14 protein-coding genes are annotated in these 13940 nt (G+C 69.1%); 6 read left to right on the top strand and 8 right to left on the bottom strand.

What is annotated here, in order from left to right:
• Positions 1-2: 2 nt before the first annotated feature.
• The 4 genes from coxB to AAFN86_RS12010 all read right to left on the bottom strand — a co-directional run bounded on the left by coxB (position 3) and on the right by AAFN86_RS12010 (position 3748).
• Positions 3-893 carry a cytochrome c oxidase subunit II gene (coxB, locus tag AAFN86_RS12025; protein ID WP_408906599.1) on the bottom strand — a complete coding sequence of 297 codons (891 nt, stop codon included), beginning with the start codon at positions 891-893 and terminating at the stop codon, positions 3-5.
• Positions 894-1247: 354 nt separating this feature from the next.
• Entirely contained in the window at positions 1248-1952 is a 705-nt protein-coding gene (locus tag AAFN86_RS12020) for a class I SAM-dependent methyltransferase (RefSeq protein WP_347543565.1), read from the bottom strand.
• A gap of 214 nt (positions 1953-2166) precedes the next feature.
• Positions 2167-3036 (bottom strand): DMT family transporter, encoded by an 870-nt coding sequence (locus AAFN86_RS12015; RefSeq protein ID WP_347543564.1) that lies wholly within the window; start codon positions 3034-3036, stop codon positions 2167-2169.
• Between the two features lie 226 nt (positions 3037-3262).
• Positions 3263-3748, bottom strand: coding sequence for a GcrA family cell cycle regulator (locus AAFN86_RS12010; protein ID WP_347543563.1), 486 nt, complete (start codon positions 3746-3748; stop codon positions 3263-3265).
• 187 nt (positions 3749-3935) lie between these two features.
• On the opposite strand from AAFN86_RS12010, the gene AAFN86_RS12005 reads away from it, so the two are divergent.
• The 3 genes from AAFN86_RS12005 to AAFN86_RS11995 all read left to right on the top strand — a co-directional run bounded on the left by AAFN86_RS12005 (position 3936) and on the right by AAFN86_RS11995 (position 7125).
• On the top strand, positions 3936-4448 hold the full coding sequence (locus tag AAFN86_RS12005) for a helix-turn-helix domain-containing protein (protein ID WP_347543562.1): 513 nt from the start codon (positions 3936-3938) through the stop codon (positions 4446-4448).
• Positions 4441-5784, top strand: a complete 1344-nt coding sequence (locus AAFN86_RS12000; RefSeq protein WP_347543561.1) for an MATE family efflux transporter — start codon at positions 4441-4443, stop codon at positions 5782-5784. Before AAFN86_RS12005 ends, AAFN86_RS12000 begins: the two co-directional genes overlap by 8 nt.
• Positions 5785-5952: 168 nt before the next feature.
• The gene (locus AAFN86_RS11995) at positions 5953-7125 is read left to right on the top strand and encodes an acyltransferase (protein WP_347543560.1); all 1173 of its coding nucleotides are present in this window, start codon (positions 5953-5955) and stop codon (positions 7123-7125) included.
• A 429-nt stretch (positions 7126-7554) separates the two neighbouring features.
• On the opposite strand, the gene AAFN86_RS11990 is transcribed toward AAFN86_RS11995, so the two are convergent.
• Genes AAFN86_RS11990 through AAFN86_RS11980 form a run of 3 tightly spaced genes read right to left on the bottom strand, consistent with a single transcriptional unit; the run spans position 7555 to position 10199 of the window.
• Entirely contained in the window at positions 7555-8727 is a 1173-nt protein-coding gene (locus AAFN86_RS11990; RefSeq protein ID WP_347543559.1) for an acetyl-CoA C-acetyltransferase, read from the bottom strand.
• 58 nt (positions 8728-8785) lie between these two features.
• Positions 8786-9781 (bottom strand): alpha/beta fold hydrolase, encoded by a 996-nt coding sequence (locus AAFN86_RS11985; protein WP_347543558.1) that lies wholly within the window; start codon positions 9779-9781, stop codon positions 8786-8788.
• A gap of 22 nt (positions 9782-9803) precedes the next feature.
• The gene (locus tag AAFN86_RS11980; protein WP_347543557.1) at positions 9804-10199 is read right to left on the bottom strand and encodes a hypothetical protein; all 396 of its coding nucleotides are present in this window, start codon (positions 10197-10199) and stop codon (positions 9804-9806) included.
• A 131-nt stretch (positions 10200-10330) separates the two neighbouring features.
• Here AAFN86_RS11980 and phaR point away from each other — a divergent pair, with 131 nt between their 5' ends.
• From phaR to AAFN86_RS11965, 3 genes are all read left to right on the top strand, one after another.
• Positions 10331-10927 (top strand): polyhydroxyalkanoate synthesis repressor PhaR, encoded by a 597-nt coding sequence (gene phaR / locus AAFN86_RS11975; RefSeq protein WP_347543556.1) that lies wholly within the window; start codon positions 10331-10333, stop codon positions 10925-10927.
• Between the two features lie 95 nt (positions 10928-11022).
• A complete protein-coding gene (locus AAFN86_RS11970; RefSeq protein WP_347543738.1) occupies positions 11023-11463 on the top strand; it encodes a helix-turn-helix transcriptional regulator in 441 nt (146 codons plus the stop codon).
• A 136-nt stretch (positions 11464-11599) separates the two neighbouring features.
• Positions 11600-13228 carry an ABC transporter substrate-binding protein gene (locus AAFN86_RS11965; protein ID WP_347543555.1) on the top strand — a complete coding sequence of 543 codons (1629 nt, stop codon included), beginning with the start codon at positions 11600-11602 and terminating at the stop codon, positions 13226-13228.
• 310 nt (positions 13229-13538) lie between these two features.
• Here AAFN86_RS11965 and AAFN86_RS11960 read toward each other — a convergent pair whose 3' ends face one another.
• On the bottom strand, positions 13539-13937 hold the full coding sequence (locus tag AAFN86_RS11960; protein WP_347543554.1) for a rhodanese-like domain-containing protein: 399 nt from the start codon (positions 13935-13937) through the stop codon (positions 13539-13541).
• Positions 13938-13940 lie beyond the last annotated feature (3 nt).

Here is a 13940-nt window from a genome sequence, read left to right as displayed (position 1 = left end):
CCTTAACGGCGCGCCTCCGCGATCTGCACGGTGTCGGTCTGGGTGGGGGCGGCGAGCACCGGCGCGGCCGGTTCATCGGCGCGGGCGAAGCGCGTGCGCGCCTCGGCCACCCACTTGTCGAAATCCTCGCGGCTGACGGCGCGCACCGCGATCGGCATGAACCAATGGTTGGTCCCGCAGATCTGGTTGCACTGGCCGTAGAAGATGCCTTCGTGGTCGGCGCGCATCCAGGTCTCGAGCGCGCGGCCCGGGATCGCATAGCGCTGGATGCCGAGTGCGGGCACGAAGAAGGAATGGATCACGTCATAGCCCTGCGTCACCACGCGGACATTGGCGCCGATCGGGATCACCAGCTCGTTGTCCACCGCGAGGCGGTACAGGTGGCGACGCTCCGGCGGCAGCTGATCCTCGGGGACCGGGTAGCTGTCGAACGCGAAGTTGCCGTTGTCCGGGTAGGCATAGTGCCAATACCACTGCCGGCCCTGTACGTTGATCGTGATGTCCGCGTTGGGCGTGCGGTCCTCGTAGTAGATCAGCCGGAAGGACGGGATGGCGATGACCAGCAGGATGATCACCGGCACCGCGGTCCAGGCCACTTCCAGGATCGTGTTGTGGCTGGTCGTCGACGGCGTCGGGTTCACCGCGGCACGGTAGCGCCACAGCACCCAGGCGAGCAGGCCGGCCACGAAGACGGTGATCACCACGATGATGGCGAAGACCAGATTGTTGAAGTCGTGAATGGCTTCCTTGATAGGGCCACCCGCCGGCTGAAGTCCCATGCCCCAGGCCGTCGGCGCGCCGACCATGCCCTCGGCCATTGCCGGCAGCGCCGCCATCGCGGCCGCGAAGCCGCCCATCGCCGCCCAGAAGCGCTTACAGTCGCTCAACCGCATCACCATTCCCCGTGCGCGTTGCCGCATCAGCATTGCCCGTGCGCGTCGCCGCGCGACCCCAACGAATTCCGCATCCCGCAGTCGCTGGCCACACCGGCCATGGCGACGCGCCCGCTGCCGGCCCCAGGGGCCGGCGACGTGCGCGGACCATAGTCGCGCCACCCCGCACCGCACAAGTGAGCACACCCCACACCGGCGCAACCCTGCGCATTCGAAACATTGTCCCGCATCCGTGAGGTCTGCCACGCGGGCCGACGCGGCGCCGCGACGGCGGTTGGGCACCGTCGATCGATCAGGAATATCGTGCTGCGGACCGAGCGGCCGCGCCCGGCGCCATGAACCGACGGACGACGCCTATTCCGCCGCCAACGCCTGCGTGGCGACCACCGGATTACGCATCTGCACGAGGGTGAAGATGCCTGCCGGCGGGCAGGGTTCGATGCTTTCGACCGTGGTCGTCTCGGGTTCGAACAGGTCGCACAGGGCGAAATCCGGATGCCAGCCGAGTCGGCGCGACAACGGCGCCATGGCGCGCTCGATCCACCAGCGTGGCCCGCCCTCGGCGGCGAAATGGTTGACGAACAGCATGTGGCCGCCGGGGCGCACCACGCGCGACATCTCGGCGAACAGCTTCTTCGCATCCGGCACGACGGACGCGGTGAACATCGCCACCGCGATGTCGAAGGCGCCGTCCTCGAAGGCCATGCGCTCGGCGTCCATCTCAACGAGGCCGCGGACATTGGCCAAGCGTTCGGCAGCGACGCGTTGCTGGGCCTTCTGCAGCATCTCCCGCGACAGGTCGATGCCGACCACCTGCAGGTCACGCCGATACAGCGGCAGGGCGAGGCCCGTGCCGACGCCCACTTCCAGCACGCGCACGCCGGACAGGCGGTTCACCGCCGCGACGGCACGCCGGCGCCCGAACCCCGACACGCCGCCGAACACCGTATCGTAGACGCTCGCCCAGCGGCGATAGGCGTCCCGCACGCTGTCGACGTCGAGCGCCGCGCGCGCGTGGCCGCGTTCTTCGGCCCCTTTGGCCAATCCGATGTCCGCCATCGATCCCCTCACGTCCGCGCCCCGCGCGCCGGGGCCGCGGCACCCCGGCAGGCCATGGGGCCGCCGAAACCATGCAAGCGACGCGCAGCTTGGCTAGACCACCGGGGGCTGCGGTGCAAGCGCGGCCTCAATCCACCTGCACGATTGCGCGGAACAGGCATGTCGTGAACACAGCACGGGCAGGCGCCAGCCGCCTGCGACTCCGCCGATGGCATCAGCCGCCGCGCTTGCGGTCGGGCAGCGCCACCAGGACACCGCCGACAGCCACGATCGCCATGCCGACCACGGTCAGCGCGTCCGGGATGTCGCCGAACACCAACGCACCCGCCAGCACCGCCCAAATGATCTGGGTGTAGGACATCGGCGCGAGAAGGCTGGCCGGCGCACGCGTGAAGGCCATGACCAGCAACCCATGCCCCGCGCCGCCCAGCACGCCCAGCAGCATCAGCGCGGCCCAGCCACCGCCCGAAGGCCAGGTCCAGGCCAGCGGCGTGGTCGCCGACATCACCACCGCGGCGGCCAGGCTGGTGTGGAAGATGGTGGTTCGCGCATCGTCCAGCCCGGCGAGGCGCCGGGTAAGGATCTGATAGACCGCGAACAGCGCGGCGGTGCCGAGCGGCAGCATCATCGCCCAGTGCACCGGCGCGGCGCCGAAGATGAAGGGCGGGCGCAGCAGCACGACGACGCCAATCAGGCCGATCGCGACTCCCGCCCAGCGCCGCCATCCCACGCTCTCCTTCAGTACGATCGCCGCGAGGCTGATGGTGAACAGCGGCGAGGCGAAGCCGACCGCCGTCGCATCGGCCAGCGGGATGTGTACGAGCGCCGTGGTGAACAGGAAGTTGCAGGCGGCGAGCGTCAGGCTGCGCAAGGTCTGCCAACCGGGAGCGCGGCTGCGCCAGGGAAACTGGCCGGTGGTCACCCGCAGCGCGATGGCGACGGTGATGAAGCCGAACAGGAAGCGCGCCCACATCACCTGCGTCACGGGAAATCCCGAGGTCAGCAGTTTGATGAGCGTGTCCATGACGACGAAGGTCGCCAGCGCCGCAAGCTGCAGCGCCACCCCGGCCAGACGCGATTGCATGTTGCGACCAGAATTGCCGCAATGCGAGGTGGGCGGAAGCCATCATGACGCGCATCCGCACCGCGCAACGCGCACGTCGCCCCAATCGCGGGCAGATGGCGGCATGCGCCGAATGGCGCGAAGGCAGGCCCGCGGAAGCGCGGCGCCCGCCGTCCGCGGGTCAAGCAAATACGGCCCGAGGCATTCGCCTCGGGCCGCGCCCGTCATCCGACGGCTTGAGAAAGGCTTACGCCGCGTCTTCGCGCCTGTCCCGCGGCTTCACATAGGCAAGCGCCGCATGTTCGGTGCAATAAGGCTTGCCCGACATCGGGTCGCCACCGCAGAAGCGGAAGCCGCTCGTGCCAGGTTCACCGATCGGCCAGCAGCAGGTGCGCGCCCCGATCCGCTGACGTGCCGCCGGGAATGCTCGCACCACCGGCGAGGGCGGCGCGACGGCGACCGTCGGCGCATGCTGCACGGCCGGCGCTGCACGCAGCATAGGCGGCGGCGCCATCCGCGCGGCCGGCACGGGCCGCGGCGCGCGCGGCACCGGCGCCGGACGCGGCACGGCATCGCGGCGAATAGGGCTCGGCCGGGCCGGCAAGTTCAGCCGATGCGCCTTGCCCACCACGGCATTCTTCGAGATGCCCATCCGACGACCGATCTCGGCCGTCGAATGCCCCTCGGCCCACAGCGCCTTCAGGCGCTCGATCGCTTCCGCGGTCCAATCCATCGCAAGCGTCCCCCTGTCATCCCCTGACACAACATACGGTAGGGTAAAGCGGGGTCAGGACACAAGTTCTGCGATGCAACCCGGCTGCAATTTCCTGTGGACAACCTTTCCGACGAAACTTGCAATTTAAAAGTTGCAATTTGCAAGCTTATGCGGCCCCATGCTCGCCCCGCCACCGGACACCCGAATGCGACCCACCGATTTCGGCGCCATGCGCTGCCCCGTCGCCCGCGCCATGGCCGTGCTCGGCGAGCGCTGGACCATGCTGATCCTGCGGGAAGCCTTCACCGGCACCACCCGCTTCGACGGCTTCGCCACCAATCTCGGCATCGCGCCCAACATCCTGTCCACGCGCCTGACCCAGCTGGTCGAGCACGGGCTGTTCGAACGCGTCCCCGAAGGCAGCCGCCATGCCTATCGGCTGACCGATCGCGGCCGCGACGCCTTCACCCTCTACCTCGCCATCCGCGACTGGGGTGCCCGGCACTTCTCTGGCCCCGAGGGGCCGCCCACGCTGATGATCGACCGCGCCACCGGCGCACCGGTGCTCGCCTCGCCACCCCGCCGCGCCGACGGCACGCCGATCGGCCCAGATGATGTCCGCATCCTGCCCGGCCCCGGCGCCAACGAGGCGATCCGCCGCCGCTACGGCACACCCGAAACACGCGACACCCACGCCGAGACCGCACCCCATGAATGACGCCGCCGGCCTCACCTTCCCGGTGCCCACCGCACGCGACCGGCTGCGTCGCATCTTCGCCCTGGCCGCGCCCACCACGCTGCTCGCCGCCACCCAGGTCGCCGCCCTGCTGATCGAACCCTGGCTCGCCGCGCGGCAGGGCACGCTCGCCCTCGCCGGCTGGGCGCTGGTGCTGCCCTTCGCCCTGCTGCTCGGCCAGATGACGGCGGGGGCGATGGGCGGCGGCGTGGTCTCGGCCATCGCCCGCGCCCTCGGCGCGAAGAAGCCCGACGAAGCCGCCGCATTGGCGACCCACGCGCTGGTCATCGCCTGCGCGGGCGCGGCGCTGTTCGCCCTCCCGCTCGCCATTTTCCCGCGCAGCCTGCTCGGCCTGATCGGCGGGGCCGAGACCGCCGAGGCCGCCGCCGCCTATTCCGCCTGGCTGTTCGGCGCCGGCGCGCTGCCGACCTGGCTGACCAATACCCTCGCCTCCATCCTGCGTGGCGGCGGGCGGCACGCTCTCGCCGCGCGCGGCGTGATCGGCGCGTGGATCGCCTATCCGCCGCTCGCCTGGCTGCTGATGGAACCGGGCGGGATGGGCCTGGCCGGCGCCGGCCTCGCCTTCGCCGTCGCGATGACCGGCGCGGCGCTGATCATGGCCGCCGCCGTGATGTCCGGCAGCGCCGGCTTCACCCCGTCGCTGCGCACGCCGCTGCGCCGCGCGCTGTTCCACCGCATTCTCGCGGTCGGGCTGGTCGCCTGCGTCATGGCCACGATCGCCAACCTCGCCACCATCCTGGTCACCGCGCGCATCGCCCATCACGGCGCGGCGGCGGTGGCTGGCTACGGCATCTCGGCGCGGATGGAGTTCCTGATGATCCCGCTCGCCTTCGGCGTCGGTTCCGCCCTGACCGCCCTGGTCGGGCGCGCCGTGGGCGGCGGCGACTGGCCCGAGGCGCGGCGCATCGCCTGGACCGGTGGCGTGTTGGCGCTGGGCGTGACAGGCGCCATCGCCATCCCGGTCGCCATCTTCCCCGCCGCGACAGCCGCCGCCTTCACCACCGATCCCGCGGTGCGCGCCATCGCCTCCGAGGCGCTGTCCATCATCGCCTGGGCCATGCCGTGCCTGGGCATCGGCATGGCGTTCTATTTCGCCGCCATGGGCGCGGGCCGCATGACCTTCCCGGTCGCAGCGGGTCTGTCGCGCATCGGCCTGGCGGTTGGCGGAGGCTGGGTGCTGGCGGACCTGCTGGACTTCGGCCTGCCCGGGCAATTCACCGCCGTCGCCCTCGGCATTACCGCCTACGGCGCGATCTGCGCGGCGGGGGTGCGTCCTGGGGTCTGGGGGCCGCGATAGGGCGGTTCCCCAAATGCGGAACCACTCCTGCCTTCTTTGAGCGAGCATCGTCGCACGTCCGGGTAACTCCCCCCGGACGGCATGGGCTCCAGGCCGACGGGCAGGCATTGCAGGAGACCCTTCCTCTTCTGTAACGTCCGCGTGTTCGCCTGACGCCAAAGGCCCGCGATGCACGAGACCCGGCCCGCCACCATGGGCTTCAACCCCTATGTCCACGGCGCGCGGGGCCTGTTTGCCATGATGATCATGGCCTACCACGTGCTCGATTCCGAACGTCCCACCTATCCCTGGGCGCAGGAACACCCCTGGCGCGAAGCCGCGCTCGCCTTGCCTTTCGGTGTCGAGCTGTTCTTCGCCATCAGCGGCTTCGTCATCCTCGGCGCGCTCGGGCGCGCCCCCGGCCTCGGCAGTTTCCTGCGCGACCGCGTGGCGCGGATCGGACCCGTGCTCTGGGCCTCCGTGCTGTTCATGGGTGCCGTGGGCGTCGTGCTCGGCCGGCGCGAATTCGGCGAGAAGACGCCGGACGAACTGCTGTTCGGCCTGGTCGCCAGCCTGTTCGCCCTGCCAGGTGTCTTCCCGATCTGGGGCTTTCACGCCGCCGCCTGGTCGATCAGCTACGAATTCGCCTTCTACCTGCTGTGCGGCGGCGCGACCTGGCTGATCGCCCGCTGGGGCAGCGGCCGCGCGGCGCTGGTCTGGGTACCGGCCGCCCTTCTGCTGGCCAACCACTACCCGCGCGCCCTGCCCTTCCTCGCTGGCGTGCTGGTCGCCCGTGGGGCCATCGAACGCTTCCGGCCCCTGGCGCGCTGGCCAGGGGTGCTGCTCATCGCCTTCATGGCCTGCTGGTCGCTCGTCGCCGAACTCAGCCCCGACCGCCAATGGCTGCACGCCACCACCTTGTTGCAATGGGCCGGCGACGCCAGGCTTCCCATCGGCCTGCTCGGCCTGGCGCTGCTGATCCTGGCGTTCCAGGGCATCGTGGACGGGGCAGGCGCATTCGGACGCTTCCTGACGATGCCGCCGATGCTGTTTCTCGGCACCATCAGCTACAGCCTGTACATGTGGCACGGCCCCGTCATGGGCGGCGTGCGCCACGTGGTCATGCCCCGGCTGGTGGAAGACCAGGATGGGTCGCTGGCACGGCTGCTGTTCCCGATCGTGTCGCTGGCAATCGTCATCCCGGTGTCGCTGATCAGCTACCGCGTGCTGGAGGGGACCGGGTCGTGGCTGGTGCGGCGCGCGCTGGGGGCGGCTCCTCGGCGGCAGGATGCTGGGGACCGTGTTGCGAGGCGGATGGATGGAGGGGCGCCGCCCCTCCAGACCTCCCCGCCAAAGGCTTAAGGCCATTGGGAACCTCAACTCCGCCCTCGCAGACAGTCAGCGCGGAGTGCGGGCGAGGTTGGAGCGTGATGGCCGTAGGTACGAATGCACCGGACGCCTGAATCGCGCGATCAAACAATAGGTTAGAGCGTGATGGGTGAACGAATGTGAACCGATCATGCTCTAGGCACGCGGGCGGCCTGCTCCGGGAACGCTCCCTGTCGGGCCAGCTCTGCGCTGCGATATCGTTGCGGCGTCATGCCCCCGGCCAAGAACCCGCCGCCGCAGCCGGAAAGCTCAATATACCCAGTATATTAAGGTTACTGACTTGCTCAGGTGCGCCTCGAGTCGTCGCCTGCCCAGTCTCGCCGAATTCCCGCGGTCCAGGGACCCGCTGGTCCCTGGTGGGGAGAGGTCCGGAGAGGGGCGACGCCCCTCTCCGACGCGCCCTCACCGCTCAAGGCACATCGCAACGCCCATCCCGCCGCCGATGCACAGCGTCGCGAGCCCCTTCTTGGCCCCGCGCTTCTGCATCTCGAACAACAGGGTGGTCAGCACGCGGGCGCCGGAGGCTCCGATCGGGTGCCCCAGCGCGATGGCGCCGCCGTTCACGTTCACCTTCGACGTGTCCCAGCCGAGGTCCTTGTTCACCGCCAGCGCCTGGGCCGCGAAAGCCTCGTTCGCCTCGATGAGGTCGAGGTCCTCATGCTTCCAGCCGGCCTTGGAGAGCGCCTTGCGCGACGCCGGGATCGGCCCGGTGCCCATGATCGACGGATCGACGCCGGCGGTCGCCCAGGATGCGATGCGCGCCAGCGGCGTGAGGCCGCGCTTCGCCGCTTCGGCGGCGGACATCACCACCAGCGCGGCGGCACCGTCATTGATGCCGGAGGCATTGCCCGCGGTCACCGTGCCTTCCTTGCTGAAGGCGGCGCGGAGCTTGCCAAGGATTTCCATCGTGGTGTCGGGCTTCGGATACTCGTCGTCGCTGACGACGACATCGCCCTTGCGGCCCTTGATGGTGATCGGGACGATCTCGTCCTTGAACCGGCCGGACTTCATCGCCTCGCCGGCCTTGCGCTGGCTGTTGAAGGCGAATTCGTCCTGTTCGGCGCGGGTGATCTGGAACTTCTGCGCCACGTTCTCGGCGGTGTTGCCCATGTGGTAGCCGTGGAAGGCGTCCATCAGGCCGTCGCGCAGCATGGTGTCGACCAGCGCAAGGTCGCCCATCTTCTGCCCGGCGCGCAGCTGCTGGGCGTGCGGCGCCTGGGTCATGCTCTCCTGGCCGCCGGCGATCATGATGCGGGCGTCGCCCGAGGCGATCTGCTGGGCGGCCAGGGCCACCGCGCGCAGGCCGGACCCGCAGAGCTGGTTGATGCCGAAGGCTGTGTGCTCGACCGGGATGCCGGCGTTCACCGACGCCTGGCGGGCGGGGTTCTGGCCGGACGCGGCGGTCAGGATCTGGCCCATGATGACTTCGTCGACGTCACCACCCTCAATCCCGGCGCGTTCCAGCGCGGCCTTGATCGCGGCGGTGCCGAGGACATGGGCGGGGACAGCGGCGAAGGCCCCGTTGAAGGCGCCGACCGGGGTGCGGGCGGCCGAGGCGATGACGATCTCGGTCATGACAGCGTGTTCTCCCAAGGGGGTATTGCGCGGCAAGATGCGCCTTCGCGGGGGGTGGCTACAAGCGTCTGAGCCATGCGGTGAAGGGCTGCCAGAGCGCCGTCTCCGCCCCGGCTCCGGCGACCATGCCGATATGGCCCCCGGCGGCGATATGCACATGGCCCTGGCGCAAGCGCGCCGCGGCGGCGATGGCCGAGGCCGGCGGCACGATGCGGTCGCGTTCGGGGATGCCGGCGAAGGCCGGCCCGTCCCAGGCGGCGGGGTCCACAACCTGGCCGGCGATCCGCCAGGCGAGCCGCCCGGGTTCGTTGCGGCCATACCAGCCGGCCAGGCATTGCCGCGCCACCGGGGCGGGCAGCGGGATGCCGTCGTTCAGCCAGTCCTCCAGCGCCACGAACAGCGCGGCGCGTTCGGAGTCCGGCTTCAGCCGGGCGAAGGCGCGGAATTTCTGGGCGATGCCGAAGGGGTCGAGCATGGCGAACAGCGTCTGGATGGTATCGACGGTCAGCGCGCCGGTCGGCTCCATCACGGTCTCGAGCCCCGGCAGCAGGGCGGCGGCGGTGCGGGCGCGGCGAGGCCCGTCCGGCCCGGCGTGGAAATCCCAAGGCGTGGCGAGCAGGGCGAGGGCGCGCACCCGGTCCGGCCGGCGCAGCGCGGCCGCGATCGCCAGTAGGCCGCCCATGCAGTAGCCCACCAGCACCACCGGGCCAGGGGCCCCCGCCAGAGCACGTTCCAGCCGCCCGGCAACGTAGTCGGTCATGGTGAAGTGGCGTTCCGCCTCGCCCGGCCAGCCCCAGTCGAGCAGCAAGGTGCGGAAGCCTTGTCCCGGCAGCCAGCGCATCAACGACCGCTCGGGCGTCAGGTCCAGCACGTAGGCGCGGTTGACCAGGGACGGGACGAACAGCACCGAGGGCCCCTCCCCGCCGAAATCGAGCAGGCGGGAGCCGCCCTCGGTCCAGATTGCCGGCGGATCGGCCATCTCCCGCGTCCAGGAGTGGCGGCGATAGGCGGCGAGGCCGGCGATCATCGCCCGGTCGGCGCGGGCGAGGCGCATCAGGACGGCGGCGGAGAAATCCTCAGGCCGATGGCCGCTTGCCGCGAGGGCGCCGAGGATCCGGTCCTTTTCCTCCCGGCCCGCCTTCGAGATCGGCCAGCCGGCGTTCGAGCTCGGCCAGGCGTTCGGCCATGGCATCGCGGGCAGGCTTGTCGCCGCCGCCATGGCCCGCATGCCCGCCAGCCCCAGATGGAGCGGCAGGGGCCGGGGCCCACGGCGGCGCAGCGGCGCGGTCATGCGCCCCCGGCTGGTAGCGCGGCGCCATGGCGGTGGCCGCGCGCATCCACGCCGCCCCGAGCGCAGCCCAGGCGGCCCATTGCTCGGCCAGTTCCGGATCGGCCGCCAGTCCGGCAATCTCGCTTTGCCACAGGGCGATCCAGTCCTCCGCGAGGCTGTCGAGATCCTCAGGGGGTTCCATAGGGGGGTTCCTCGCGCCGCGGACCATAGCCGCACGGGGCCGCGGAAGGAACGTGCGGAATTTGCTGCTTTCGCTGCACCGCATTCCGCGTGCTAGTATACAAATCGAACAAAGCAATTGAGTGAGGCGTGATGTCGATGGCCGGCAGTGCAGCCGCAGGCGGCGCGCAGGGGAGTGATCCGTCAGTCCCGCCCGTCGTGGTGAAGAAGTATGCCAACAGGCGGCTCTACAACACGGAGGCATCGACCTACGTCACGCTGGACGACCTGGCGAAGATGGTGCGCAACGGACGCGATTTCGTGGTCTACGACGCCAAGTCGGGCGACGATATCACGCGTTCGGTGCTGACCCAGATCATCGTCGAGGAAGAGAGCAAGGGCGGGCAGAACCTGCTTCCCACCGCCTTCCTGCGCCAGCTGATCGGGTACTACGGCGACAACCTGCAGGGTCTGGTGCCGCGCTACCTTGAATTCGCGATGGCATCCTTCGGCCGGCAGCAGGACCAGATGCGCCGTACGATGGAACACACAATGGGCGGATTCATGCCCTTCCCGAACATCGACGAATTGGGCAAACAAAACATGGCGATGATGGAACGAGCCATGTCACTGTTCGTCCCCTTCGGACGGCGTGAGGACGCTCCCGCCGAAGTGGACGCCCTGAAGGCAGAGTTGGACATGCTTCGCCGCGAACTGGCCAGCATCAAGGACACGAAGTCGCGACCTTGAGACTGGTAAACACGACCGCGTGTTGCACGTATAGGTAGAAAAGTTACCTTGCTGGCACGCGCATTCCGCGTTAGGATATCGTTGTTGCCATGACAATGAACTCAGCCCCCTCCCCCGCCGAGATCGAGATCGGCATTGACGATGGCTCGACGCAGCGCGCGAGCCTGGTCGACCACCACGTCGGCGCTCGCATCCGCGAACGACGGACCATGCTTGGGCTGTCGCAGCAGCAGCTCGCGAAGATGATCGGCGTCACCTACCAGCAGGCCCACAAGTATGAGCGAGGCCTGAACCGCATCTCCGCCGGCCGGCTGTTCGAGATCGCGCAGGTGCTCAACGTCCCGGTCTCCTTCTTCTTCGAAGGGCTGCAGCCGGGTGTCGAGGCGCAGCCGGTCTCCTCGCGCCAGCGCATGTTCCTTGAGCTGGCGCGCAATTTCGCGCTGATCGATAACGACAAGCACCAGGAGGCGCTGAGCCAGATGGCCCGCGCACTCGCCGCGCAATCCCAGGCGCATCAGCGCGACCGGGACGACTGACCGGCCCCAATTCGCCCAATCAGTGGGCGAATTGTAGAATTTTGGCCCAATATGGCGCCTTTTGGCGCCTGACTGCCCACAGAGCAATCACGCCCATTATGGTGCTCCGCAGCAACCGATTGCAGCGGAGACTTTGATGCATCCTACCCTCAGCCGCCGGCACCTCTTCGGCGGTGGAGCGGCCCTCGGCATGGCCGCGGTGCTTCCCTTCGACCTCGCCCAGGCCCAGACGCCGAGCGGCAACCTGCGCGTCGGCATGACCGCTTCCGCCGTGCCCCTGCCCAACGGCATGCCCGACCAGGGCGCCGAGGGGCACCGCTTCATGGGCATTACCCTCTACGATCACTTGGTGATGTGGGATCTGTCGGTCTCAGACCGGCCGGCGCCGCTGCGTCCAGGCCTCGCCACATCCTGGCGGGTGGATCCGGCCAATCCGAAGCGCTGGATCTTCACCCTGCGGGAAGGCGTGAAGTTCCACGACGGCAAGATCATGACGGCCGAGGACGTGGTGTTCTCCTACAACCGCGCCTTCAAGAACGACGCGCCGGAATTCGACCCGCGCGGTTCGGCCCAGGTGCGCGGCCGCATGCCCACCATCGTCAACTGGTACGCCGAGGGCGAGAACACCTTCATCATCGAGACGCGCACGGTGGACAGCCTGGTCCCCTATGGCGCGACCTGGACCGGCATCACCCACCGCGGCGCCTGGGAAGCTGCCGGGCGCGACAACGACAAGTTCCTGACCCAGCCGGTCGGCACCGGGCCGTTCAAGCTGGAAGCCTTCAACATCCGCGAACGCGCCATCCTGGCGCGCAATGCGGATTACTGGGAGACCGCGCGCATCCCGAAAGTCGCGCGCGTCACCCTGCTGCCCCTGCCGGAGGCGAATACCCGCGTGGCCGCCCTGCGGTCCAACCAGGTGGACTTCATCGAGGCGCCGCCGCCCGATGCCATCCCGTCCCTGCGCCAGGCCGGCTTCAACATCGTCACCAACCAGTACGGCCACAACTGGACCTGGCACTTCAACATGAAGGAGGGTTCGCCCTGGCGCGACGTGCGGGTGCGCCGCGCGGCAAACCTGGCCATCGACCGCACCGGCATGAAGGACATGCTGGCCGGCACCATGCTGGAAGGCGGCGGGCTGGTCCCGGTGGGCGGTCCGTGGAACCCGGTGCGCAGCCCGCGCCTGACCTACGACCAGGCCGGCGCGCGCCGGCTGCTGGCCGAAGCCGGCATCACGCCGCGCACGCCGATGCGCACCAAGGTCGCCATCTCCTCCTCCGGTTCCGGCCAGATGCAGGTGCTGGCGATGAACGAGGCGCTGCAGCAGCAGCTCAAGGAAGTCGGCATCGAGGTCACCTTCGAGGTGTTCGACTGGAACTCGCTGCTCAGCACCTGGCGCGAGGGCGCGGGCGCCGCATCGGTGCGCGGCTGCGACGCGATCAACGTGTCCTACACGGCGCTCGATCCCTATACCTCGATCGTGCGGCTGGTGAAGTCGGACCTTGCCCCGCCGGTGGCGAACAACTGGGGCTTCCTGAACGATCCGGCCTATGACGCGCTGATCACCCGCATCTACGAGACCTTCGACATCACCGCGCAGGACGCGCTGGTGAAGGAGCTGCACGACAAGGTGCTGGACGACGCGCTGTTCCTGTTCGTTGCACACGATATGAATCCGCGCGCGATGAGCCGCCGCGTGAACGGCTTCGTGCAGGCGCAGTCGTGGTTCCAGGACCTGACGCCGATCAGCCTGGGGGCGTGAGGGCGTCGTCCTCACGCGCGACGTGTCGACGGTGTCTGGGAGAGGGGCCTTGCCCCTCTCCGAACCTCACCCCGCCAAAGGCCTTTGGAAAGCGCAACCTGGTGCCGAGCGGGCTGTCGGTCGGCAAGGGAAGAATTGCGCACGGCCCACGATGCCGAGCGACGGAACACTCAATTTGCCCATCGCCGGAATCCCGCATTCCAAAGGGCCGTAGCCCTTTGGTGGGGGTGGTCCGGAGGGGGCAAAGCCCTCTCCGGCCCCGCCTTCACGACTCTATCCTGGCACGTAAGCGGCAGCGCGCCCCTCCACCTCACCTCGGAGCCGGCATCTCCACCGCCCCGCCAGCATCGCGCCAGGCCGTGAATCCGCCGCCGATATGGGCAACCCGCTCCAGCCCCATCTCCTGCGCCGTCCGCGCCGCGAGGGCCGACCGCCAGCCGCTTGCGCAGTAGAACACGAAGCGCTTCGGCTCGGAGAAGACCGTCTTGGCGTAAGGACTTTCCGGGTCGATCCAGAATTCCAGCATGCCGCGTGGGCAGGAGAAGGAACCGGGGATACGGCCTTCACGCTGGATCTCGCGGGGGTCACGCAGATCGACAAAGACCACGCCGTCATCACCGTGCAGCGGCAATGCCTGTGCGACGGGCAGCGTCTCGACCACAGCCTCGGCTTCGGCCAGCAAGGCCTTGTAGCCCTTCCTCACGCGCATCCT

It is taken from the genome of Roseomonas sp. CAU 1739, assembly GCF_039839775.1.
Lineage (GTDB): Bacteria > Pseudomonadota > Alphaproteobacteria > Acetobacterales > Acetobacteraceae > Neoroseomonas.
The sequence above is the reverse complement of the archived record's forward strand: the minus strand, read 5'-3'. Positions and strand labels throughout refer to the sequence as shown.